The sequence below is a fragment of the Sinorhizobium americanum genome, from assembly GCF_001651855.1.
In the GTDB taxonomy this organism is placed as follows: domain Bacteria; phylum Pseudomonadota; class Alphaproteobacteria; order Rhizobiales; family Rhizobiaceae; genus Sinorhizobium; species Sinorhizobium americanum.
On the sequence record NZ_LNQC01000080.1, the window covers coordinates 101,379 to 125,224 of the forward strand.

At 63.9% G+C, this 23,846-nt stretch carries 22 protein-coding genes; 9 read left to right on the forward strand and 13 right to left on the reverse strand.

Annotation, left to right across the window (positions count from 1 at the left end; genetic code table 11):
* The first annotated feature begins 51 nt into the window (after positions 1-51).
* Positions 52-540 (forward strand): MaoC family dehydratase, encoded by a 489-nt coding sequence (locus tag ATC00_RS27925; RefSeq protein ID WP_037389323.1) that lies wholly within the window; start codon positions 52-54, stop codon positions 538-540.
* The gene (locus tag ATC00_RS27930; protein ID WP_064255229.1) at positions 533-1,603 is read left to right on the forward strand and encodes a DUF2332 domain-containing protein; all 1,071 of its coding nucleotides are present in this window, start codon (positions 533-535) and stop codon (positions 1,601-1,603) included. The genes ATC00_RS27925 and ATC00_RS27930 overlap by 8 nt, the downstream gene beginning before the upstream one ends.
* 70 nt (positions 1,604-1,673) lie before the next feature.
* Here the strand turns inward: ATC00_RS27930 and soxG are convergent, their stop codons facing one another.
* Genes soxG through ATC00_RS27950 form a run of 4 tightly spaced genes read right to left on the reverse strand, consistent with a single transcriptional unit; the run spans position 1,674 to position 6,822 of the window.
* Positions 1,674-2,228 carry a sarcosine oxidase subunit gamma family protein gene (soxG, locus tag ATC00_RS27935; RefSeq protein ID WP_064255230.1) on the reverse strand — a complete coding sequence of 185 codons (555 nt, stop codon included), beginning with the start codon at positions 2,226-2,228 and terminating at the stop codon, positions 1,674-1,676.
* A complete protein-coding gene (locus ATC00_RS27940; RefSeq protein WP_064255231.1) occupies positions 2,221-5,214 on the reverse strand; it encodes a sarcosine oxidase subunit alpha in 2,994 nt (997 codons plus the stop codon). Before ATC00_RS27940 ends, soxG begins: the two co-directional genes overlap by 8 nt.
* The gene (locus ATC00_RS27945; RefSeq protein ID WP_037389331.1) at positions 5,211-5,552 is read right to left on the reverse strand and encodes a sarcosine oxidase subunit delta; all 342 of its coding nucleotides are present in this window, start codon (positions 5,550-5,552) and stop codon (positions 5,211-5,213) included. The genes ATC00_RS27940 and ATC00_RS27945 overlap by 4 nt, the downstream gene beginning before the upstream one ends.
* A gap of 16 nt (positions 5,553-5,568) precedes the next feature.
* Positions 5,569-6,822 carry a sarcosine oxidase subunit beta family protein gene (locus tag ATC00_RS27950; protein ID WP_064255232.1) on the reverse strand — a complete coding sequence of 418 codons (1,254 nt, stop codon included), beginning with the start codon at positions 6,820-6,822 and terminating at the stop codon, positions 5,569-5,571.
* 339 nt (positions 6,823-7,161) lie between these two features.
* Here ATC00_RS27950 and rpsU point away from each other — a divergent pair, with 339 nt between their 5' ends.
* From rpsU to ATC00_RS27970, 4 genes are all read left to right on the forward strand, one after another.
* Positions 7,162-7,374, forward strand: coding sequence for a 30S ribosomal protein S21 (gene rpsU, locus ATC00_RS27955; RefSeq protein ID WP_012709405.1), 213 nt, complete (start codon positions 7,162-7,164; stop codon positions 7,372-7,374).
* 246 nt (positions 7,375-7,620) lie between these two features.
* Complete coding sequence (locus ATC00_RS27960; protein ID WP_037389337.1) at positions 7,621-8,511, forward strand: tetratricopeptide repeat protein; 891 nt, start codon at positions 7,621-7,623, stop codon at positions 8,509-8,511.
* A gap of 155 nt (positions 8,512-8,666) precedes the next feature.
* On the forward strand, positions 8,667-9,140 hold the full coding sequence (locus ATC00_RS27965; RefSeq protein WP_064255233.1) for a DUF992 domain-containing protein: 474 nt from the start codon (positions 8,667-8,669) through the stop codon (positions 9,138-9,140).
* Positions 9,141-9,298: 158 nt separating this feature from the next.
* Positions 9,299-10,519, forward strand: coding sequence for an adenylate/guanylate cyclase domain-containing protein (locus ATC00_RS27970; RefSeq protein WP_064255264.1), 1,221 nt, complete (start codon positions 9,299-9,301; stop codon positions 10,517-10,519).
* 180 nt (positions 10,520-10,699) lie between these two features.
* Here the strand turns inward: ATC00_RS27970 and ATC00_RS27975 are convergent, their stop codons facing one another.
* The 6 genes from ATC00_RS27975 to ATC00_RS28000 all read right to left on the reverse strand — a co-directional run bounded on the left by ATC00_RS27975 (position 10,700) and on the right by ATC00_RS28000 (position 17,704).
* On the reverse strand, positions 10,700-12,100 hold the full coding sequence (locus ATC00_RS27975; protein WP_064255234.1) for an NAD(P)(+) transhydrogenase (Re/Si-specific) subunit beta: 1,401 nt from the start codon (positions 12,098-12,100) through the stop codon (positions 10,700-10,702).
* A 9-nt stretch (positions 12,101-12,109) separates the two neighbouring features.
* Positions 12,110-12,520: an NAD(P) transhydrogenase subunit alpha part 2 gene (locus ATC00_RS27980; RefSeq protein WP_012709410.1), complete on the reverse strand. Its 411-nt coding sequence runs from the start codon at positions 12,518-12,520 to the stop codon at positions 12,110-12,112.
* Positions 12,520-13,668, reverse strand: a complete 1,149-nt coding sequence (locus ATC00_RS27985) for a Re/Si-specific NAD(P)(+) transhydrogenase subunit alpha (protein WP_064255235.1) — start codon at positions 13,666-13,668, stop codon at positions 12,520-12,522. Before ATC00_RS27985 ends, ATC00_RS27980 begins: the two co-directional genes overlap by 1 nt.
* Before the next feature lie 336 nt (positions 13,669-14,004).
* Positions 14,005-14,229 (reverse strand): aa3-type cytochrome c oxidase subunit IV, encoded by a 225-nt coding sequence (locus ATC00_RS27990; protein WP_037389376.1) that lies wholly within the window; start codon positions 14,227-14,229, stop codon positions 14,005-14,007.
* 238 nt (positions 14,230-14,467) lie between these two features.
* A complete protein-coding gene (locus tag ATC00_RS27995; protein ID WP_037389378.1) occupies positions 14,468-15,232 on the reverse strand; it encodes an N-acyl amino acid synthase FeeM domain-containing protein in 765 nt (254 codons plus the stop codon).
* Between the two features lie 162 nt (positions 15,233-15,394).
* Complete coding sequence (locus ATC00_RS28000; protein ID WP_037389381.1) at positions 15,395-17,704, reverse strand: putative bifunctional diguanylate cyclase/phosphodiesterase; 2,310 nt, start codon at positions 17,702-17,704, stop codon at positions 15,395-15,397.
* A 421-nt stretch (positions 17,705-18,125) separates the two neighbouring features.
* On the opposite strand from ATC00_RS28000, the gene ATC00_RS28005 reads away from it, so the two are divergent.
* Positions 18,126-18,881 carry a gamma-glutamyl-gamma-aminobutyrate hydrolase family protein gene (locus tag ATC00_RS28005; RefSeq protein WP_037389384.1) on the forward strand — a complete coding sequence of 252 codons (756 nt, stop codon included), beginning with the start codon at positions 18,126-18,128 and terminating at the stop codon, positions 18,879-18,881.
* A 161-nt stretch (positions 18,882-19,042) separates the two neighbouring features.
* On the opposite strand, the gene ATC00_RS28010 is transcribed toward ATC00_RS28005, so the two are convergent.
* The 3 genes from ATC00_RS28010 to ATC00_RS28020 form a co-directional block, all read right to left on the reverse strand.
* Entirely contained in the window at positions 19,043-20,005 is a 963-nt protein-coding gene (locus tag ATC00_RS28010) for a 2-hydroxyacid dehydrogenase (protein ID WP_064255236.1), read from the reverse strand.
* A gap of 67 nt (positions 20,006-20,072) precedes the next feature.
* Positions 20,073-21,095: a LacI family DNA-binding transcriptional regulator gene (locus ATC00_RS28015; protein ID WP_037389389.1), complete on the reverse strand. Its 1,023-nt coding sequence runs from the start codon at positions 21,093-21,095 to the stop codon at positions 20,073-20,075.
* A gap of 100 nt (positions 21,096-21,195) precedes the next feature.
* Positions 21,196-21,699 carry a MarR family winged helix-turn-helix transcriptional regulator gene (locus ATC00_RS28020; protein ID WP_037389392.1) on the reverse strand — a complete coding sequence of 168 codons (504 nt, stop codon included), beginning with the start codon at positions 21,697-21,699 and terminating at the stop codon, positions 21,196-21,198.
* A gap of 113 nt (positions 21,700-21,812) precedes the next feature.
* Here ATC00_RS28020 and ATC00_RS28025 point away from each other — a divergent pair, with 113 nt between their 5' ends.
* The gene (locus ATC00_RS28025; RefSeq protein ID WP_064255237.1) at positions 21,813-22,604 is read left to right on the forward strand and encodes a creatininase family protein; all 792 of its coding nucleotides are present in this window, start codon (positions 21,813-21,815) and stop codon (positions 22,602-22,604) included.
* Between the two features lie 112 nt (positions 22,605-22,716).
* On the forward strand, positions 22,717-23,823 hold the full coding sequence (locus tag ATC00_RS28030) for a CobW family GTP-binding protein (protein WP_064255238.1): 1,107 nt from the start codon (positions 22,717-22,719) through the stop codon (positions 23,821-23,823).
* Positions 23,824-23,846: the final 23 nt, after the last annotated feature.

Here is a 23,846-nt window from a genome sequence, read left to right on the forward strand (position 1 = left end):
GCCCGGCCGGCCTATAGATCGATAGGCAGGCCGCTGGTTCAGGACAATCACATGCCGCAGGACATTTCACTTTCCGAAGTCAAGCATCTGATCGGCAAAGAGATCGGCGTATCCGACTGGATCACCGTTACCCAGAAGACCATCGACAATTTTGCCGAGGCGACGGGCGACTTCCAGTTCATCCACACCGATCCCGAGCGGGCGGTCGCCGAAACCCCGTTCGGCGGCACGATCGCGCACGGTTTCCTGTCGCTCTCGCTGCTCTCAGCCATGAACTACAATTGCCTGCCTAAGATCCGCGAGCAGACGATGGGCATCAATTACGGCTTCGACAAGGTGCGCTTCATGGCACCCGTCAAGAGCGGCGCACGGGTGCGCGGCCGCTTCAGCATGGCCGACGCGCGCTTCCGCGGCGCCGGCATGCTGATGATCACCTATGACGCAACCGTCGAGATCGAGGGCGAGCGCAAGCCCGCCCTGACGGCCGTGTGGCAGACGATCGTCCAGTTCGACCCGAAGGACCGGCCGGCCGATGCCTGACGCCGGGCCGGCCGACTCCGTCCGCAGCGCATTTCGCGACCAGGCGAAAGCCTGCGAGCAACTCGGCTCGCCTTTCACGGCGCGCCTTTGCCGGCTAGCTGCCGAGCATCTTAACGAAAAGACCGCGGTGGGGCGCCGCGTCCTGACTTGGCCGGGCGACCCATCCGCCAATGTCGACGCGCTCGCGCTCAGGCTTTTCGGTTCCCTTCACGCACTGGTTCTCCTCAACCGCGACGAGGTGTTGGCAGGATGCTATTCGCCCAATCACACCGATGACGCCATGCTATGGGCCGCTTGCGAGGGCGCACTCGCGAGGCACGCGGACTTCATTCTTCAGAGGCTTCGCTCTGCGCCGCAAACCAATGAGGTGCGCCGCTCCGGTGCGTTGCTTCCCGGCTTCCTGACAATAACCGGCCTACTTCGCAAGGGCCTTGTCCTCTCCGAGATCGGCGCCAGCGCCGGCTTGAACCTCTACTGGGATCGCTATCGATACGCTCACCCCGACGGGGCTTGGGGCGATGAGACGGCCGACGTTGTCATCGCGCCCGAGTGGCGAGGAGAAACGCCGAAGCTTGGGTCCGTGGAGATAGTCGAGCGCGCCGGTTGCGATCTCAACCCGCTGAACCCGGCCGACGAGGACGACCGGCTGCGGCTGCTCTCCTATATCTGGGCCGACCAGTTGGACCGGCTCGATCGAACGAGGAAAGCCTTGGACATCGCCGCGTCTGAAGGCCGGCCAGTCGAGCGCGCCGACGCAATCGACTGGCTCAAGGTCCGGCTCGCGCTGAGGTTTCCGGGCGCGGTGCATGTCATCTATCACTCAATCGCCTGGCAATACCTGCCGGCGACGGCGCAGCGTGAAGGCGAGGCCCCGATTTCGGCCGCCGGCGCGGCAGCGACCGGCGAGGCGCCGCTGGCCCGGCTGCAGATGGAGGGAGACGGCCAAACACCCGGAGCGGCATTGTCGCTTCAGATATGGCCGGGCGGTGAAAAGCACCTCATCGGCCGCGCCGACTACCACGGCCGATGGGTCACATGGCAAGGCTGGCCGGCAAGCGCCTGACCATGTCCGCTTGGCAAGAAAAAAAGCGGCAGGTGCTCTGCCGCTTTTCCAGTTTCCGAGACGCGCCTTTTCAATGCGCCGCGTCTTCAGCGCCTTCCGAAAGCAGGCCGAAGACGAAGGGCGCGAACGACCGCCAGCACTCGAGGCGGAACGTGTCCTCGGCCGTGCGGAGGAGAACGATCTCGGCCTTGCCGAAAATGGTGCGCGAGCAGGCGCCGACCGGGAAGAGGCCGAGCGACAGGTCCTGCGGGCAGCCGCTGTTGATCGCCACTTCCGCGCCCGGTCCGCTGACGATGATCGCCATGTTGCGGTGCGACACATCGACGGCCGAATGCAAGGCGCCGCTGGACGCCGCGGCGCCCATCAGCTCGGCACCGTCCTCGTCGATCACCAGCCACTCGTCCGGGCCGAGCCAGAGCGCGTGGCGCTTGGCCGTCGAAGCCGAGGTCTTCGGCCGCGTTGGGAGCGTCACCCCGAGAGCAGCCGAAAGGGCCGGAACCGCGTCTTTGCCGGCGCGCAGCGCGATCCGCGCTGCGGGTGCCGCCGGCGTGAGGACCGCCGCGTGCGAACCGCCCCTGAGGCCGGCGAGCGGAACTTTGCGAGTTGCAATTGCCTGGTCAGCCATGGAGGCGACCTCCTTCCTTGTCAAAGAACACCATGTCGCTCACCTCGACGGCGACGGTCCGGTCGGCCATCGGCACGTAGAGCGTCTGGCCGAGGCGCGCCTGGCCGCCGGCAACGACAGCCATCGCGATCGAGCGGCCGCAATTCGACGACCAGTAGGACGAGGTCACATGGCCGAGCATGGTCATCGGTTTCGGTTCGTTCGGATCGGCGACGATCTGCGCGCCCTCCTCCAGCACCACCTTCGGATCCTTGGTGAGCAGGCCGACGAGCTGCTTGCGACCGTCCTTGACGAGATCGGGGCGCTTCAGGCCGCGTATGCCGACGAAATCCGGCTTCTTCTTCGACACCGCCCAGGAAACGCCGGCATCATGCGGCGTGAGGGTGCCGTCGGTGTCCTGGCCGACGATGATGTAGCCCTTCTCGGCGCGCAGCACGTGCATCGTCTCGGTTCCGTAGGCGCAGGCGCCCATCGGTTCCGCCCGGGCCCAGATCGCCTCCCAGACCGCCTGGCCATAGTCCGCCGGGACGTTGACCTCGAAGCCGAGCTCGCCGGTGAACGACATGCGGAAGAGCCTTGTCGGCACGCCGCAGATCTTTCCTTCGGCGACGCTCATATGCGGAAGCGCCTCATTGGAGAGGTCGATGCCTTCGACGAGCGGCGCGATGATCTCGCGCGCCTTCGGACCCTGCACGGCGATGACGGCCCATTGTTCCGTCGTCGAGGTCAGCCACACCTTCAGATGCGGGAACTCCGTCTGCAGATAGTCTTCCATGTGCTGGAGGACGCGCGGCGCGCCGCCGGTCGTCGTCGTCACGTGGAAACGATCCTCGGCCAGCCGGCCGACGACGCCGTCGTCATAGACGAAGCCGTCGTCGCGCAGCATGATGCCATAGCGGCAGCGGCCGGGCTTCAGATTATCCCAAGCGTTCGTGTACATGAGGTTCAGGAACTGGGCCGCATCGGGGCCGACCACCTCGATCTTGCCGAGCGTCGATGCATCGAAAACCCCGGCGACGTCACGAACCGTCTTGCACTCGCGAGCGACCGCGTCATGCATGCTCTCGCCCGCCTTCGGATAGAACCAGGCGCGCTTCCAGTTTCCGACATCCTCGAACTCGGCGCCCTGCGCCTCCTCCCAGGAATGCATCGGCGTCTTGCGGGCCGGATCGAACAGGCTGCCGCGCGAATGGTTGACGATCGCACCGAAGGTTATCGGCGTATAGGGCTGGCGGAAGGTCGTCAGGCCGACCTCCGGGATCCCCTTACCGAGCGCTTCCGCAGCGATTGCAAGCCCGTGCATGTTGGAGAGCTTGCCCTGGTCGGAGGCCATGCCGTTGGTGGTGAAGCGCTTGATGTGCTCGACCGAGTGCATGCCTTCGCGCACGGCAAGACGAATGTCCTTGGCGCAGACGTCGTGCTGGAAGTCGATGAAGGCCTTGACGGTCGTGTCCGGTCCGGCCCCTTCGGCCGCCCCGATCATGCCGCCCGTCCAGTCGAAGGCGTTCTGGCCGGTGAGCGCGACCTGCGCCCCGCCTTCGGCGCCAGCAGCGCGTGCCGCCAGTTCGCCGGCGGCAAGCGCCTCGTCGATCGTCGCCTGGAGATCGTCGGTGCCGTTGCAGGCGCCGATCGACAGACAATCCTGCGCATAGGTGCCGGGCAGGAAACGCTCCGTCTCCGCATCGAACTTCACCTTGCCGCGCGACTGCGAGAAGAGGTGCACCGACGGCGTCCAGCCGGCCGAGACGAGCAGCGCATCGACGGCGATCTTGCGGGCCCCGCTGCCGCCGTTGCGGGCGACGGTGATCGAGGCGATCCGGAGTTTGCCCGTCGTGTTGACGACGGAGTGCCCCTTGAGCACCTCGATGCCGAGCTCTCTCGCCTTCTCCAGCACCGCTTCACCCGGCCGTTCGCGGCAATCGACGATCACTGGAACAGCGACACCGGCTTTCCTGAGGTCGAAGGCGGCTTCGTAGGCGGAATCATGCGCCGTGTAGACGCCGACTTTCTTGCCGACGGCAACGCCGAAATGGTTGAGGAAGGTGCGGCCCGCCGAGGCCAGCAGGATGCCCGGCCGGTCGTTGTTGGCAAACACCATGTGGCGCTCGATCGCGCCGTTGGCGAGGACCACCTTCTTGGCGCGGACCTGCCAGAGACGTTCGCGCGGCAGCGCCTTGTCAGGCGCCGCGAGATGGTCGGTCACGCGTTCCACCAGCCCGACGAAATTGTGGTTGTAATAGCCAAAAGCCGTCGTGCGGGTGAGCAGCGTGACATTGTCCATGGCGGCGAGCGCCTGCCCGGTCGCCTGGGCCCAGTCGTAACCGGGCTTGCCGTCGATGGTGGTGCCGCTGTCATAGCGCAGCGCGCCGCCGACATCCGGCTGCTCGTCGCAGAGGATCACTTTCGCGCCCGCCTTTGCCGCGGCGAGCGCGGCCGCAAGACCGGCAACGCCGGCGCCGACGACCAGCACGTCGCAATGGGCATAGCGGCTCGCATAATGATCCGGATCGGGCTCGGTCGGCGCCACGCCGAGGCCGGCTGCCCGGCGGATGAAGGGCTCGTAGAGCGCGTGCCACGCCGCCTTCGGCCACATGAAGGTCTTGTAGTAGAAGCCGGCGGCGAAGAAGGGCGACAGGAGATCGTTGAAGCCGCCGACGTCGAAGGCAAGTGACGGCCAGCGGTTCTGCGAGGCGACCTTCATGCCGTCGAAGACTTCCTGCACGGTGGCGCGCACGTTCGGCTGGCGGCGGGCCGCATCGCGCGAGACGTCGAGAAGCGCATTCGGCTCCTCGGCGCCCGCGGAAAGGATGCCGCGCGGACGGTGATACTTGAACGAACGGCCGACGAGATGGATGTCGTTGGCGATCAGCGCCGAGGCGACCGTATCGCCCTCGAGCGCCGTCAAAGTCCGGCCGTCGAAGCTGAAGCGTGCGGTGCGGGCCGGCGTCAGGCGTCCCGCTCCCGAAATACGATTGACCCCGCTCATTGGGCTGCTCCTTCCAGGGCCTCGTAGGTTTCGACCGTCGCGCTCGTCTCGGGCGCCGCGTCGAGATTGGGCTTCGGCTCGCCGGCCTTGTAGGTCGTCAGGAACCGGTCGCTCACCGTATCGCGGGCGGCGTTGAAAAACCGGCCGCAGCCGTGGATGTGGCGCCATCTCTCGAAGATCACGCCCTTGGGATTGTCGCGCAGGAAGAAATACGCCTCGAACTCTTCGTCGCTGATCTCGGCGATATTGGTGGGGCGGGCGATGTGGGCATCACCGCCGTTGCGGAATTCGAGCTCGGAACGCTCTTCTTCGCAGTAGGGGCAATAAATCAGAAGCATCTGGAAAGTCCTCGCATCAATGCGCTACGGCGGCGGCGGCCGCCTCGTCGATGAGCCGCCCGGTGCGGAAGCGCTCGAGCGTCAGCCCCGCTGCGAGCCGGTGCGGCTCCCCGCGTGCGATGAGATGGGCAAAGAGATTGGCCGAGCCCGGCGTCGCCTTGAAGCCGCCCGTTCCCCAACCGGCATTCAGGTAAAGCCCGGGTACCGGCGTGACACCCTGGATCGGCGAACGATCCTGCGTCACGTCGACGATGCCACCCCACTGCCGCATCATCTTGACGCGGCGGAACATCGGGAAGAGCTCGCAGATTGCATCAAGCGTATGCGTGATAATCTGCAGGCCGCCGGTCTGCGAATAGGAATTGTACTGGTCGGTGCCGGCGCCGATGACGAACTCGCCCTTGTCGGATTGCGAAATATAGGCGTGCACCGAGTTCGACATCACCACGCAGGGGAAGATCGGCTTCAACGGCTCGGAGACCAGCGCCTGCAGCGGCTGACTCTGCAGCGGCACGCGCACGTCGGCCATCTGCATCAGCACCGAACTATGGCCGGCTGCGGAAATGCCGACCTTCTTCGCGCCGATGAAGCCGCGATTGGTGTCGACGCCGGTGACCCGGCCGGTTTCGTCGCGACGGATGCCGGTCACTTCGCAGTTCTGGATGATGTGCACGCCACGGTCCGAGGCCGCACGCGCATAGCCCCAGGCAACCGCATCATGACGCGCCGTGCCGCCGCGTCGCTGCAGTGCGGCACCGTTGATCGGGTAGCGGGCGGTCTTGGCAATATCGAGCGGCGGGCAATACGCCTTTGCCTGCTCCGGCGTCAGCCAGTCGTTGTCGATGCCGTAGAGCCGGTTGGCATTGATGTGCCGCTTGAAGGACTGCTGATCGTGAATATTGTGCGACAGCATCATTACGCCGCGCGGCGAGTACATGACGTTGTAGTTCAGGTCCTGCGACAGGTTTTCCCAGAGCTTCAACGAATGCTCGTAAATGTCCATGCTCTCTTCATAGAGATAGTTGGACCGGATGATTGTCGTGTTGCGGCCGGTATTGCCGCCGCCGATCCATCCCTTTTCAAGCACGGCGACATTGGTGATGCCGTGCTCCTTGGCAAGATAATAGGCTGCCCCAAGGCCATGCCCGCCGCCGCCGATGATGATCACATCATAGTGCGGGCGTGGCTCCGGCGAGGCCCAGTGGGGGCCCCAGCCCTTGTGGCCGCGCAGTGCCTCGCGCGCCACGGCGAAAACAGAATATTTGCGCATCCGCCTGCTACTCCATGAACCTCAAAAAACTTGTCCGTCGGCGTTAGAAATCGCAAATCCGGTGACGGCGCAACGTTTCTTTTGCGACGCGATCCGGCGGACTTGGTCGGAGTTGCGACATGGGCGACAAACGGCGACAAGCATTCAGGGGCGCGATCGCTTCTTCTCTCCCGCTGCGGCGCATTTTTGCCGGCAGCTCCGATGTCGCCGCTGGACTTTCGGCCCGTCATCTGGTATCCGCTCCTCTAATCGTAGAGCTGTCGGCTCAGCGAACGCAGACTTATTGCCTCCCAAACCTGACGGTGAGGCTACCAACTCGAACAAAGGAACGGGATTCACGTGCAGGTACTTGTCCGCGATAACAATGTCGACCAGGCGCTCCGCGCTCTCAAGAAGAAGATGCAGCGCGAAGGCATTTTCCGCGAAATGAAGATGCGTGACTTCTACGAAAAGCCGTCCCAGAAGCGTGCGCGCGAAAAGGCCGAGGCCGTCCGCCGCGTTCGCAAGCTGGCTCGCAAGCGCGCGCAGCGTGAAGGCCTCCTGGCCCGCTGATTGGTCGTTTTTTCGACGCTTTCCAATGTAAATCGTGGCGGGGGCGAGGCATCGCCGCCGCCATTTTGATATGGACACCCTGTCCGTCGGCAGTTTAGCGTGACTGCCGCATCAGTTGGCGACGGTCAGCCGCCCGGAAACAGGCCGGTTGGTTCAGCCGAGGCGCTCATTGAGCCCCGGAGCCCCCGCGCCTTCGCCGCTCTCCGTAAAGGAAAGCACTGGGACCTGTCGCTTGAGGGATCGACTTTGACACTTGCTGCCATGACTGCGGACGTCTCCGGTTTCACCGTCCAAGAGGCGCAACGCCGCCACCAGCGCAATCCGAAGCTTGCCGCCATGCTGATACTCGGCTCGGCTCTGCTGCTTGCCGGATGCCAGACCGACAACGCCTCCGAATCGATGATCCGCGTAGAGCGGGCGCAGGGCTCGGAGGAGAATATAGCGTCGCTGTCGAGCGTCATCGCCTCCAATCCGAGCGACCCGGAAGCCTATAATGTGCGCGGTTCGGCATATGGCCGCGCCGGCGAATTCCGCCGGGCGCTTGCCGACTTCGACCAGGCGATCAAGCTCAATCCGAGCTTCTACCAGGCCTATGCCAATCGCGGGCTCGTCCATCGCAACATGGGCGACCAGCAGGCCGCGCTTGCCGATTACAATGCGGCGCTGCAGCTCAACGCAAATTACGACGTCGCCTATATCGGCCGCGGCAATCTCTACCGCCAGGCCAACCAGCTCGACCCTGCCCTCAATGATTTCAGCAAGGCAATCCAGCTCGACACCACCGATCCCCGCGCCTACCACAATCGCGGTTTGATCTATCAGGCGCGCAACGATCACGCCAAGGCGATCGAGGATTTCTCGACGGCGATCTCGCTGTCGCCGAGCTCGGCCGAGCCCTATAACGGCCGCGGCATTTCCTATGCGGCGCAAGGCGACGACGACAACGCCTTCTCGGATTTCAACACCGCCATCAACCTCAACGGTAAGCTCGCAGAATCCTGGGCGAACCAGGCGCTGATCTACGAGCGCCGAGGCGAGAAGGCCAAGGCGCAGAAGTCCTATTCCCACGCGCTGCAGCTCGATCCGAAGTACGAACCGGCCCGCGCCGGGCTGGAGCGCGTCAAGGCGATGTCCTGAGACCGCCGCCGTTTTCTTCGAAACGCCCGCGACTATTGTCGCGGGCTTTTTTTGTTTGGGGCCTCAACGTTGGTCGCGGCCCGCCAGATCGGCGATTGCGGAACCATCACAGGCCCAATCCGTTTGACCAGAGCTTCCAAACGGAGATCTGAGCCATGATCAGACAGATTGTCATCGCGGCGGCCGCGCTTGCGGCCCTTTCAGGAACGGCGCCCGCTCAAAATTATGTGGCGCTCGGTCGCCTTACCTGCGGCTCCGAGGGCGGCACGGGGCTCATCATCACCTCCACCAAGAACCTGATGTGCACGTTCAAGCCTGCGGATGGATCGCCAGGAGCCGTTTATGCCGGCAAGATCACCAAGATCGGCATCGATATCGGGTCGACCGGCAAGACCGTCATGGTCTGGGACGTGATGGCGAAGACGGGCACGCCTTTCACCGAATATGCACTGGCCGGCGAATATACCGGTCTCGGTGCCGATGCGAGCTTCGCCGTCGGTGGCGGCGCGAAGGTCATCGCCGGCGGCACCAACAAGGCCTTCATGCTGCAGCCGATCAACGTCCAGGTCCAGGAGGGCCTGAACGTCGCGCTCGGCATCGACCATCTGGTTCTGGCGCCCGCGGGCTGATCGCATAAGCGAACAACTGCCGAGGCCTCGTCGGGGCGTCGCAGGTCACTCCTCCAGGCGGTCGATTGAAACTGCGGCGACTTGCGCGCCAAGGCAAGGCGCGCCACTGTGCTGTTGATCGCCGGGCGACCCGGCGCGACAGCACGATCGGACAGGGGATGAAGGACCAGGCAATCCGCGACATCGTTCTGTGGATGTCGGACGAGGGAATTCGCGGGCTCAAAGAACAGGATCTTCTCGCGGGCTTCTGCGACCGTTGCCACGCCGCCGGCGTTCACGTCGACCGCGCACTCGGGCTGATCGACACGCTCCACCCGGAGTTCGAGGGACGCGCCTTCCAGTGGAACAGCGAAAGCGACGAAGTGCCGGACGTCCTGCACTACGGCTCGACAACCAGCGGTGAGGCGCTGGCGAACTGGCAACGCTCCCTCTTCTTCCACATGCTTCAGGCAGACGAAACCGAACGGCGCATTCGCCTTGCGCAGGAACGGCATATCCCCTTCACCACGCTGGACGCGCTCAAGACCGAGGGGCACACCGACTGTGTCGGCTTCATCCACCACTTCACCGACCGCGGCCGCGTCGGCCAGATGGATTGTTTCTACTCTCACTGGGCGACGAAGAGACGCGCAGGCTTCAGCGACGAGGACCTTAACGTGCTCCGGGCGCTGGTGCCGACGCTTGCGCTCGCCGTGAAGGCGGCCTCCTGCGTCCGCATCATCGGCACGCTCGCAGACGTATATCTCGGCCAGGACGCCGGGCGGCGGGTGGTCGAGGGCAGCATCGAACGGGGAGCGGCCGAGCGCATCGAGGCGGTCATGTGGTTCTCGGACCTGCGCAACTACACGCGCATCGCCGAGAGCATCGCGCCGGAGGAAGTCATTCCTTTCCTCAACGACTATTCCGGCACGGTGATCACTGCGATCGAGGAGCATGGCGGCAGCGTGCTGAAGCTGATCGGTGATGGCGTCCTCGCCATTTTCAACGGCCGCCAGCCCGCCGATGCCTGCAATGCGGCGATCGCCGCAGAGCGACAACTGCGCGTCATGCTCGCCGAGCTGAACGACCGGCGGCTCGACGAGGGAAAGCCGACCACCGACGTCTATCTCGGTCTGCATATCGGCGAGGTTTTCTACGGAAACATCGGCAGCCAGAACCGGCTCGACTTCACCGTGGTCGGGCCAGCCGTCAATGAGGTGAGCCGCATCGTTTCGATGTGCCGCTCGGTGGAACGGCACCTCATCATGTCTTCGGAATTCATCGAGGCCTCTCCGGCTGCCCACCGCGCCAATGCCGTTTCGCTCGGCCGCTTCGCGCTTCGCGGCGTCACAAGGGCGAAGGAGCTGTTCACCTGGGATCCCGACACGGCGGGAGGTTGAGTCCACTGGCGGTACGCAGCCTGTCCGAACTGCCCCTCTCCCCGGGTTTACCCCGAGGACTAGCCTCTCCCCGCAGGCGGGGAGGGACTAAGCGTTGCCACGTCTCACCTTCACCCCGCTTGCGGGGAGAAGGCGCCGGCAGGCCGGATGAGGGGCGGGCAATTCAAAGTCCATCCCGCCTCAGTGGTTGATCGCCTTGACGATCTCCTCGGTGACCTTCTTGGCGTCGCCGAGCAGCATCATCGTGCCGTCCTTGTAGAACAGCGTGTTGTCGATGCCGGCATAGCCGGAGCCGAGCGAGCGCTTGACGAACAGGCAGGTCTTGGCCTTGTCGACGTCGAGGATCGGCATGCCGTAGATCGGCGAGGCCTTGTCATCGCGCGCCGCCGGATTGGTGACGTCGTTGGCGCCGATGACATAGGCCACATCGGCCTGGGCGAATTCCGAGTTGATGTCCTCGAGCTCGAACACCTCGTCATAGGGGACGTTCGCTTCCGCCAGGAGCACGTTCATGTGCCCGGGCATGCGGCCGGCAACGGGATGGATGGCGTATTTGACCTCGACGCCGGCCGCCTTCAGCTGGTCGCCCATCTCCCTGAGCGCATGCTGCGCCTGCGCCACCGCCATGCCGTAGCCGGGCACGATGATCACCTTCGAGGCGTTCGCCATCAGGAAGGCGGCGTCGTCGGCCGAGCCCTGCTTGACGGTCCGCTGGATGCCGTCGTCGCCGCCGGCGGCGGCCGTCTCGCCGCCGAAGCCGCCGAGGATCACCGAGATGAACGAACGGTTCATGCCCTTGCACATGATGTAGGAGAGGATCGCACCGGAGGAGCCGACCAGCGCCCCGGTGACGATCAGCGCCAGGTTGCCGAGCGTGAAGCCGATGCCGGCCGCCGCCCAGCCGGAATAGGAGTTGAGCATCGACACCACCACCGGCATGTCGGCGCCGCCGATCGGGATGATGATCAGCACGCCGAGCGCCAGCGACAGGGCGACGATCAGCCAGAAGACCGTGGTGCTCTCGGTGAAGACCAGCATGATCACCAGCGCGACGAGCGCCGCCGCAAGGCCGGCATTGACGAGATGGCGTGCCGGCAGGAGGATCGGCTTGCCCGACATGCGGCCATCGAGCTTCAGGAAGGCGATGACCGAGCCGGTGAAGGTGATCGCGCCGATGGCGACGCCGAGCGACATTTCGACCAGCGCCTGCGAATGGATGTCGCCGATGGCGCCGATGCCGAAGCTTTCCGGCGCGTACATCGCCGCGGCCGCCACCATCACGGCAGCGAGACCGACGAGCGAGTGGAAAGCGGCGACAAGCTGCGGCATCGAGGTCATGGCGATGCGCCGCGCGATGACGGCGCCGACACCGCCGCCGATGGCAAGGCCGACGACGATCATCAGAAAGCCGCCGATCGACGGCAGGGCGAGCAGCAGCGTCGTGACGATGGCGATCGCCATGCCGATCATGCCGTAGGCATTGCCCCTGCGGCTGGTGGTCGGATGCGACAGGCCGCGGAGCGCGATGATGAACAGCACGCCGGAGACGAGATAGAGGAAGGCTGCGAAGTTAGCGTTCATCGGCCCGCCTCACTTGTCTTTTTTCTTGTACATGGCGAGCATCCGCTGGGTGACGAGGAAGCCGCCGAAGATGTTGACCGAGGCGAGCACCAAGGCGACGAAGCCGAAGCCGGTGGCCAGTCCCGAAGCCGAGATGCCGACCGCCAGGAGCGCGCCGACGACGATCACCGAGGAGATCGCATTGGTGACCGCCATCAGCGGCGTGTGCAGCGCCGGCGTCACCGACCAGACGACGTAGTAGCCGACGAAGATCGCCAGCACGAAGATCGCCAGCCGGAAGACGAACGGATCGATCGCCCCGCCGGTGGCGCCATGCGCCACCGCGCCGGCCGCGTCCGGCACGTATTCGGCCGCCGTCCTGACCGCCTCGACCGCCCGTTCGAGGTCGGTCAGCGCCTTGTCGAGAAGTTCGTTCGCCATTACTTGTCCCCCCCATTCGGGCCGCCGAAGGCCGGATGCACGACCGCACCGCCGTGGGTCAGCGCCGTCGCCTTGACGAGTTCGTCCTCCATGTTCACCGCCAGCGCTTTCGTTTCCTTCGAGACCATCGTCTCCAGGAAGGTGACGAGGTTCTTGGCATAGAGCAGCGAGGCGGAGGCGGCGATGCGGCCCGGCACGTTGAGATGGCCGACGACCTTGACGCCGCCGATCTCGACGACCTGGCCGGCTTCGGCGCCTTCGACATTGCCGCCGCGCTCGACGGCAAGGTCGACGACGACCGAGCCGGGCTTCATCGCATCGAGCATCGCGCGGGTCACCAGCCGCGGCGCCGGCCGGCCGGGGATCAGCGCCGTGGTGATGACGATGTCCTGCTTGGCGATATGCTCGGCGACCAGGGCCGCCTGCTTCGCCTGGTAGTCCTTCGACATTTCCTTGGCGTAGCCGCCGGCGGTTTCGGCCGCCTTGAACTCCTCGTCCTCGACGGCGATGAACTTGGCGCCGAGCGAGGCGACCTGCTCCTTGGCCGCCGGGCGAACGTCGGTGGCCGATACCATGGCGCCCAAGCGCCGTGCGGTGGCGATCGCCTGCAGCCCGGCAACACCGGCGCCCATGACGAACACCTTGGCCGCCGGCACCGTGCCGGCCGCCGTCATCATCATCGGCAGCGCCCGGTCATATTCGTTGGCCGCGTCGACCACCGCCTGGTAGCCGGCGAGGTTCGCCTGCGAGGACAGCACGTCCATCGACTGCGCCCGGGTGATGCGCGGCATCAGTTCCATGGCGAAGGCGGTGAGCCCGGCCTCAGCCATCGCGGCGATCGCCGCCTCGTTGCCGTAGGGATCCATGATGGCAATGACGATGGCGCCGGATCGGTAGCCGGTAACTTCCTCGGCCGTCGGCCGGCGCACCTTGAGGATGACGTCGGCGCTCTTCGCATCGGCGGCCGAGCCGATCCGGGCGCCGGCCTTCTCGAACTCCGCATCCGGCACCCGCGAGCGCATGCCCGCCCCGGCTTCAACGACGACGTCGAAGCCGAGCGACTTCAGCTTTTTGACGCTTTCGACGGAAGCCGCGACGCGCGGCTCGTCGGAATCCGATTCCCGCGCGATAAAAACAATCTGGCTCAATACTCCCCCTCTCCGCCCCGCAGCCAGGCCCTCGCTGAATGCGGGTACATGTTCGATTGCCGAGTCGGCGGCTTGAACCGAGCCGCCCCGAATGCTCGCTCCTTAAACGGATCCGCGATCCAAGGAGAAGCCATGCAGCACTTCAATGCGCTGCAGCGAGCTTGTGCGGACCAGGGCACGATCGCTGCAGCGACAGGCACTCTTCCTTCGCAGGCAGACCTTGTCCGCCGCCGAAAAACGCTCCTCACGCGGTGAGGTGAGTCCGGATTGCATCCGGCGACGCAGGCAGGGGCGTCCTCCTCCCCTGCCTACGACAGGAAATGTCGGAAAGGTCGCTCAGCGCAGGAAAAAGTAGCCGGCGACGTTGAGGAGGATGAACAGCACGAAGGCACTGATGAAGCCCATGGTCGTGAAGAAGCCGGCGGCCATGGCGATCAGCAGGGCAACGCAAAACACCGTGCCGTATTTCGTTGCGTTGAGAAAGAGCGTGTAGGTCTTCTCATGCTCGGAATAGTCCATCGGGGCGCCCGTCTCGGCCGGTCCCGTATGATGCTCTGCCATCTCCAGTTCTCCAGAATGCTGTGGCACCGCCTTTCGGCGGTTCGCTTTGACCCACTATTCGGAACCGCTCCGCGTGTAACGCGAGAGAGCGGTCCTTTAGCTTCCGCATACACAAAGCGACGGCCCTTCGCAACGAAAACCCGCCCCGCCAGGCTGCGGCATAGTCGAACGCGCATGCCGGCGAATTGTTTCGGCGTAGGTAACGCAGGCCTAACGCGAGACGCGCCTAAGCGCCTGGCTATGCCCGCAAGAAGGAGCGGCCCTGACCCAATTGCGCGAATCTCGCGGTTGGCAGGATCGTCAGCGGCGCAAACGGCACCTCCTCGCGCCCGCCGAACATCAGGCGGCGCTCGAACGGCTCGGAATCGAAAATCGGGTACCGATCCAGAATGGACGGCCTCTGGCCACGCACCTGCGCAACGAGGAGCGCACCGTCGGCGTTGTAGACGCCGAGATTCTCCCGCCGCTCCACCACGGTCGTCGATCCGAAGATGCGCTTGTAGAAGGCGGTGTGCCGTGGACGGCAGGCGGTCAGGCAGCGGTCGGCGGCAAAATACTCGCAGGCCATCGCCACCGGGCGCAGCGTCAGATACGGCAGGGCCTTCAGATCGTCGCCGAGGACCTCCGGATCGACGGCCAGTCTGCCCGGATCGATCAGCACCATGCCCGCATCCAGAAAGACCTCGATCTCTTCGCCGAAAATCAGCCCGGACGTGCTGGCGCGATGGTCCGGCGTCACATGGTGGACGCGCACCGTGCTGACCAGCCTCTCGTCGAGATAGATGCCGAAGACATAGGCGTGGTTGTCGAAGTCCAGCGCGTCGACGAGCGTCGCACCGGGCAGCTCCATGAGGTTGACGGCCCTGTAAGCCTTGAATCTCAGGCGTGCGATATCCTCCATATCCTCGCCGCCTTCGACCCGCCGGTATTCGACGCGATCGAGGAGCAGCATGAGCTTCTCGGAAAAACTGCCAGAACCGGTCTGGCCCCCGTTGGCACGCATCACCCCATCCCATGGTTAACAGGTGGTTAAACCTATTTATGGGAGGGCCGTCGGCAACAACAAAATGGCACAACTCACAATTAACGTTCTGTTAACCTTAACAAAAAGTTAAATCGCCGCGGCTAACGGGCGGCGAGCGGTACGACAGTCGCCTATTCGCGTTTAAGCGATCTGCGAGCGCGACGCTTTCGCGTTCCGTCGTCGGACACGCGGCTTGCACAAGTCCCTTATCGCCGATGCCGGCATCGGCGCCGAGAACACGAAACCTTGGATCAGATCGGCACAGCGATAGTCGTTGATGAGCTGCAGCTCATCGAGGGTCTCGACCCCTTCTACGACTGCTTTGAGGCCGAGGGCGCGGCCGAGATTGACTGCGCTGCACAGCAGTTTGAAGCGGCGCGCATCGTCGCGGATGTTGCGGACGAAGGAGCGATCGATCTTGATGATCGAGACGGGCAGTGCGTCGAGATAGCTAAGGCTCGAATAGCCGGTCCCGAAGTCGTCGATCGCAAGGGTCATGCCGCGCTCGCGCAATTCGTGAAGTAGCGACTGGCCCTTGGCCGGCTCATCCATAAGGCAGCTTTCAGTCACTTCCAGATGCAACCGGGCCGGGTTCAGACCGGTCTCGTGCAGTGCCTTGCCGACCATCTCGACAATCTGCCTGTCGCGGAGATCAAGCACCGACAGGTTGACCGAAACCGAGACGCCCGCGGGCCAGGTCGAGCAATCGCGGCAGGCCTGCCGGAGCACGAAGCATGTGATCTCGGTGACGAGCCCCATCTCCTCCGCAAGCTGGATGAAGACGCTCGGCGGCACCGGCCCGCGTTCCGGGTGAGTCCAGCGCGCCAAGGCCTCGCAGCATTCGACGCGCGCCCCGTCGGGCGTGAACATCGGTTGGTAGGAAACGCTGAGAGCACCGGACTTGAGCGCTTCGCGCAGATCGCTCTTGAGCTTCTGCCGGTCGAGATAGCGCGCATCCATTTCGGCTTCGAAGGCGGTGCACCCTCCCCTTTCGCGCGATTTCGTTTCCGCCAGCGCCAGGTCGGCCTTGATCTGCAGATCCTCGAATCGAAAGGCGCTGCTCCTGGCAATGACGAAGCCGGAGCTCATGGTCATGTAGAATGTGAAGCCACCCGCCTCGTAGGCGCCACGCATCCGGACGTGGACATCGCGAATGCGCTCGTCGAGGTCCGGGCGGTTTTCCTTGTTGGGGAAAAAGACGACGAACTCGTCGCCCATCAGCCGTGCCGCGATCGCGCCGCTGCCCGCGACATCTTTGAGGCGCTCGGCGATCGACTGCAGCAACTTGTCGCCGACCACGTGACCGCGTGTATCGTTCACGTGCTTGAATTCGGCGACGTCGATGAGCAGCAGCCCGATGTCTCGGTCGGGCACAGCCTCGCCGGCGACCGCATTGTGCGCCAGTTCGAAAAGATAGTCGCGGCTCGGCAGCCCGGTCAGCGTATCGAAGCGTACCATCTGCAGGATCTGTCTTTCCGCCTGAACCCGCGCCGTCACGTCTTCGAAAATCAGCACGATCTCGCCGCTTTCGCGCCGGCTCGCCGAAAATTCAAGAAAGAAATCTTCGGAAACGGGAACGAGCGCACGCGATCGCTTTCCCTTGAGCAGGAGGTCGAGCCTACGAACCATGGTCGCGGTCTTTTCCGCGTCCAGCGTCATCTCGCGGGCGCCACGCCGCAGCACCTCGTTGAGGAGCACATCTTTCGTTTCCGCCTTGTCGCCGAGCTTCAGAAGCTCGCAGGCGCGCTCATTGGCGACGACGATCCGGTTGTCGCCGTCCAACATGAACAGGCCGTGCGTCATGTTGTTGAGAGCCGCATCGAACTGGCCGTTGATCGACCTGATTTCTCGAGCGGCTAGGACATTGTCGTAGAGAAACGCGCGCACGTTGTTCGCCATCTTCCATGTCGTGAAGATGAACGGCAGGATTAGGACCGCCAGCACCAGCATGTAGGGGTCGCCCAACGTGATGAGGCCCATGACGATCGGCAGGCAGGCCGACGAGGACAGCAACAGCACCGCGCGTTCGGAGCCGTAATTCCTGCCCACCAGCGAAATCATCGAGGCAAGCGTCACCGAAATGCAGGCGAGCTCCGCGAATGAATCCTGGCTGACGGCAATGGCATAGCCACAGGTGAGGCCACAGGTCAGCGTGACGCCGATGCCACCGACTATATATCGGTTTTCCCATCTTCTGACGATCATGCGATCGGCGTGAGAGAAATCCTCGCGGTCGAAGCGCCGCATGTCGAGATTTCGGAGAGTCCAGATGATGACGATCGCAACGGCGCAGCCGAGATAGAAGGCATCGGACGTCTTCAGGAAGACGAGCAGAAAGGTCACGACGTGCGACAGCATGCCGATCACCAAGGCCCGGCGATGTTGGTAGAGCGAGCTTACAGACGAGAGGTAGATGTCTGTCGGAAAAGCGCCCTGTTCATTGCGCGTCATGAACCAAGCTCCGGTTTGCCGGATTGTTAGAAGTGAGGACTTAAGGAATGATTTCGTCTAACTGTCGAATATAACTGCAGAACTCCGGATCAGCGGCAACTCGGTTTTCGCGTTTCGGCGGAGATTCAACCTTCTCTTGCGGCCAGCCGCCGATAATGCACGGGTTTTGCAACCGCGCATAGGCGTGCGTTAAGGAAATAAAAACCAATCGAACTTCCATGGTTGTCGAGTGGGCAAACCCCCTTTCAAAAGGAAATGGTTAGCCGATCTTGAAGAAACGGCGCCGAATGCCCGTTGCAAACCTTGAAACGCGCCGTAAAACTCCACCGGGAGGCCTCGCATGGCACCCGCCTCTCTCCGTGGTTGACTTTGACCGCTCTCTGGCGGCAAGGCTTTTCAAAACGATAACCGGAGTTTGATGATGCCGAAACCTGTCGTCGCCATACCCTGCGACTTTCGCGAATTCGACGGCAATGTCTGGCACGTGGTAGCCCATCAATATGTGCGTGCTGCCGTCGAGGGGGCAGGCGTCATGCCCTTCCTCGTTCCGGCGCTCGAAAGCGGCAACGACATCGATGAAATCCTCGACCGGGTCGACGGGGTGCTTGCCAGCGGCGCCCGCTCCAACGTCCACCCGTCGCATTACGGCCGAGAGGCGACCGATGCGGATGGACCCTTCGACGCCGGCCGCGACGCGACCAGCCTCCCCTTGATCCGTGGGGCGCTCGATCGCGGCATTCCGCTGCTCGCCATCTGCCGCGGCATTCAGGAACTCAATGTCGCGCTCGGCGGCACGCTCGCAACCGAAATCCAGGATCTGCCGGGGATTTCGGACCATCGCAAGCCGGACGTGCCCGATCTCGACATCGCCTATGGCATCCGCCAGGACGTGGTCGTCAAGGAAGGAAGCTGCCTCGCTCCCGTTCTCGGCACCGGGCGGATTCGGGTTAACTCGCTGCATCGCCAGGCGATCGCAGCCACCGCGCCAAGGCTGGCAGTCGAGGCCGTCGCCGACGATGGCACGATCGAGGCGGTGTCGGTCATCGGCGCCAAGGCGTTTGCGGTCGGCGTCCAATGGCATCCGGAATATTGGGTGCGGACCGACGGCCCCTCCGCCGCCCTCTTCAAGGCCTTTGGCGATGCGGTGCGCGGCTATCGGGAGAGCAAGGCGAAATAGCCGCTCTGACAGCGCCGCGCGTCTTTTCAGACGTGCAAAGGACGCTGTAGCACTTTAAGTCTGCGCATCGTGCTTTCAAGTGGAACCACCGAAAGCAGAAAGATGCTCTAGATTCAAAGTGCTAGAGCGTCCTTTGCGCGTTCAAATGAACGCGCGGCGCTCTAGCGGCCTTTGCGCTCGAACGGCGTCTCGGCGACCGGCGTCAGCGCCCGTCCGGTGGAAAACCAGGCCTTCAGATTGTCGACGACGAGATCGGCCATGGCATTGCGGGTGACGACCGAGGCGGACGCCACATGCGGCAGCAGCGAGACGTTCGGGAAAGCGAGAAGCGCCTCCGGCACATGCGGCTCGTTCTCGAAGACGTCGAGCCCGGCACCGGCAATTGTGTTGCTTTCGAGCGCCGCAACCAAGGCAGCCTCGTCCAGCGTCGAACCGCGGCCGACATTGATCACCACCCCTTGCGGTCCAAGCGCCGCGAGAACTTCCGCATTGACGGCCTTCGCCGTGCTCGCCGTCCCCGGTACGATGACGATCAGCGTGTCGACTGCCTCGGCCAGGGCCAGAAGGCTCGGATAAAAGGCGAAGGGCAGTTCCTCGCGCCGGCTGCGCGTGTGATAGGCGATGGGCACGCGGAACGCCTCCAGCCTGCGGGCGATCGCCAGGCCGATCCTGCCAAGGCCGAAAAGCCCAACCTTCCGGCCCCGGAGCGACAGCGGCGACAGCGGGAAAGCACCGTCGCGCACCCACCGGCCCTGCCGCAGCCATTGCTCCGCCTGGGGCAGCTGACGCACGGTGTTGAGGAGCAGCCCGATCGCCGTATCGGCGACTTCCTCCGTCAGCACATCCGGCGTGTTGGTGACGACGATACCGCGCTCCGCTGCGTGGGCGACATCGACGCCGTCATAGCCCACGCCGAAGTTGCCAACGATTTCGAGCCGAGGGAAGGCATCCATCAGTCCCGTCGGAAGACGTCCCGACACGGCGATGCCGACGACATCCGCCATGTCTGCCGTCACCAGTGCCGCATCGGCGCGCTCGATGCGCACAGTCTCGAACATCTCCGGCAATCGCTCGAGGATGCGCGGGTTGATCTTCCCGGGCACCAGGATTCTAGGACGGCTCATCGAGGCTTCCTTTCAATGCGTCACAAAATACGGATGCCTGCATCTTGTTCCGACTCGCAAGGAGGGATCAAGCCGTTACCCGGAGCGGACCGGTCGACTGGCGGATGCGCATCTCCGGTTTGATCAGGTGAATGCCGTCGGGCTCATGGCTGCCGGAAAGCTTGTCGAGGAGCGCACGGGCCGCACTGCGCCCGACTTCCGCCTGGCCGTTCCAGACGGTCGTCAGCGCCGGCGTCGCGATCGAGGCTTCCTCGAGATCGTCATAGCCGGTGACCGAAATATCGACGCCCGGCACGAGGCCGGCGCGGGCGATGCCGTTCATCATGCCGATTGCAACCAGGTCGTTCCAGCAAACCACGGCGGTCGGCTTCTGCGGCAGCGACAGGAGATGCACCGCCGCCTCGAAGCCGCCCTGCTTCGAGCGGGGGCCCGGGATACGCAGGTCCGGATCGACCTCGATATTCGCCTTACGCAAGGCGTTGACATAGCCCTGGTAGCGGTCGCGCCCGGTCGAGGTCTGGTCGGTGCCGCCGACCATCGCGATGCAGCGGTGGCCGAGACCGATCAGATGGTTGGTGGCCAGCGCGATGCCGTAGGCGTCGTCGCCGCGGAAGATCGGTACGTCGAGGCCTTCGATCGAACGGGCGATTAGGATCGCCGGCATGCCGTTGTCCTCGGCGAGCTGGATATCCTCCGGCGGCGTGCCGATCGCCGGCGACATAATGACGCCGTCGCCGCCGAGTTGCAGCAGCGTCTCGATGAAATCGCGCTGTTTCTCGACGGAATCGTAGTGATTGGAAAGAATGAAGGTCTGCTTGTCGCGATCGAGCTCCGCCTCGATCGACTTCAGGATCTCGCCGTAGAACGGATTCATGATGTCGTGCACGACGACGCCGATGATGCCGGAGCGGGAGGTCCTGAGGCTCGCGGCGCGGCGATTGTAGATGTAGCCGAGGGCGCGCGCCTGTTCCTTGATCTTCTCACGGGTTGCGATCGCCACGAGCGGGCTGTCTCGCAATGCCAGGGATACGGTCGCCGTCGAAAGTCCGAGTGTTTCCGCGATTGTCGAAAGCTTGACCTTCTGCGCCACCGTGCCCCCCGTTTGCCCGTCGAATGTCTCGGCTCGTTTTAAACCCTCTTTAAACTGTTTAAATCGCCGCTGCAATCGGGAATTGGCCATACGAGCTGCGTCAGTCGGCAGCACGCGCCGCCTGCAGATTGCTGTCGACCACGCGCAGGAGTTTCAGAAGCGTGCGCACCTGCTTGTCGGTGAGGCCGCGCGTGGCGAGCTTTTCGGAATGCTGACCGGCCTCGGCAATCGTCTGCAGTCGGTCGCGCCCCGGAGCCGTCAAAAAGACCTTGGTCAAGCGCGCATCGTCTTCGTCCGGGCGGCGCTCGAGGAAGCCCTGAGCCTCCATGCGGCCGATCGTGCGCGTCATCGTCGGCGCCTTGACCCCGAGTCTCACGGCGAGCGCGCCAGCGGTCAGGCCGTCCGTTTCGGCCAAGGCGAGCATGACGCCGTCCTGGCCGGCATAGAGGCCGCTCTCAACGAGGTTGCGGGAAAGCACGGTGCGCATCGAGCGGGCAGCCTGGACAAGCAGCGAGGCAAGGTCGTGGTCCTGCACGTCGGCATTCAGCTCGTCGCGCTTCTTGCCGTTCTTGCCCTTCTTTTCGGCTTTGCTCTTCTTGCCCATTGGACCTCCGGCCGAATCCCTGACACTTTCTTTATAGCAAGTCGGCTTGCGAATACGAACTGTATGACTCAAATAACGATTTTACGACAATCGCCGCCGAGGACCGAAGAGAAATGTCGCTGCCGAAGCCCCGCTGGGGCGACAATGACGCCGCACTTGCTCCCACCGAGCGGCGGGATTGGATCGCCGTCCTGCCGCTCGGCGCTGAGGAGCAGCACGGCCCGCATCTGCCCTTCGAAACGGACCGGCTGATCGCCGAGGGCATTGTCGATCGCGTCATTGCAAGGCTGCCCCGCGACCTCCCGGCGACCTTCCTGCCGGCCGAGCCGGTCGGCTATTCGATCGAACATATGGACGTTGCCGGAACCCGGACGCTTGCCTATGACGAAGCAATTTCGCGCTGGCTTGGTATCGCCGAAGACCTTGGCCGGCTCGGCATCCGCAAACTGGTGCTTTTGAATGCACATGGCGGCAATTCGCCGCTGACGACCATTGTGGCAACCGAGGCCAGGGTGCGCATCGGCATGCTCGCGGTCGCGACGAGCTGGACCCGTTTCGGGCAGCCGGACGGCTGGATCACAGCCGAGGACAAGGCGATCGACATCCATGGCGGCGACATCGAAACATCGGTGATGCTGGCCCTCCACCCGGACAAGGTCGACATGACAAGGGCGCGCCACTTCCCCTCCCGTCAGAGCGAGTTTCAGCGGCGTTTCAAGCATCTGCGCGCCTATGGCCCGCATGCCTTCGGCTGGAAGATGGCGGACCTCAACCCGGACGGCGTAGCCGGCAATGCGGCCGCCGCCACGGCGGAGCGCGGCGAAGCTCTCCTCAGCCATGCGGTCGGCGGCATCATCGAGCTGCTCAAGGACGTGCAGGCCTTCGACCCCGACGAGCTCGCGTGAGCGGATGACGGCGGCGAAAAGGCGCGCCGCACATTTGCGCATCGCTGCGTCATCTCCTATATGAAACGCCAACGAAGATGCCCGCGGCGCATCGCCAATCCTCGAGGCTCCCATGACCGAAACGACCACCCAGAAGCCGATCCCCGTCACCGTGCTCACGGGCTATCTCGGCGCCGGCAAGACGACGCTCCTCAACCGCATCCTCAGCGAAAACCACGGTCGCAAATATGCGGTCATCGTCAACGAATTCGGCGAGATCGGCATCGACAACGACCTGATCGTCGAGTCGGACGAGGAAATCTACGAGATGAACAACGGCTGCGTCTGCTGCACGGTTCGCGGCGACCTGATCCGCGTCGTCGAAGGGCTGATGCGCCGCCCCGGCCGTTTCGATGCGATCATCGTCGAGACCACCGGCCTTGCCGATCCGGTGCCGGTTGCCCAGACCTTCTTCATGGATGACGACGTGCGCGCCAAGACCGAGCTCGACGCCGTCGTTGCGCTTGTCGATGCCAAGCACCTGCCGCTCCGCCTGAAGGACAGCCGCGAGGCGGAAGACCAGATCGCCTTCGCCGATGTGGTGCTGCTCAACAAGACCGATCTCGTGACGCCCGAAGAACTGGAGCGCATCGAAGCGACGGTCCGCGTCATCAATCCCTCCGCCCGCATCTACCGGACGCAGCGCTCCGATATCGATCTCGGCAAGGTCCTCGACCAGGGGGCCTTCAATCTCGATAGGGCGCTGGAGAACGATCCGCATTTCCTCGACCAGGACGAGCATGACGATCACGTCTGCGGCCCCGACTGTGATCACGACCATCACCACCATCACCATCACCATGATCATGACCATCACCACCATGATCATGGCCACGATCATCACCATCACCACGATCATGCCCCGTCGCCGATTCACGACGTGACGGTGCAGTCGATCTCGTTGCGTGGCGGCGAGATGAATCCGGAGCGCTTCTTCCCCTGGATCCAGAAGATTACCCAGACGGAAGGACCGAACATCCTTCGCCTCAAGGGCATCATCGCCTTTGCTGGCGACGCCGAGCGCTACGTGGTGCAAGGCGTACACATGATCATCGAGGGCGACCACCAGCGGCCGTGGAAGGATGGCGAGAAGCGCGAGAGCCGCCTGGTCTTCATCGGCCGCGACCTCGACCGCGAGAAGCTCGAGCGCACCTTCAAGGCCTGCGAAGTGCAGGCATGATCCGGGGTAGTGGTAACCAAGAG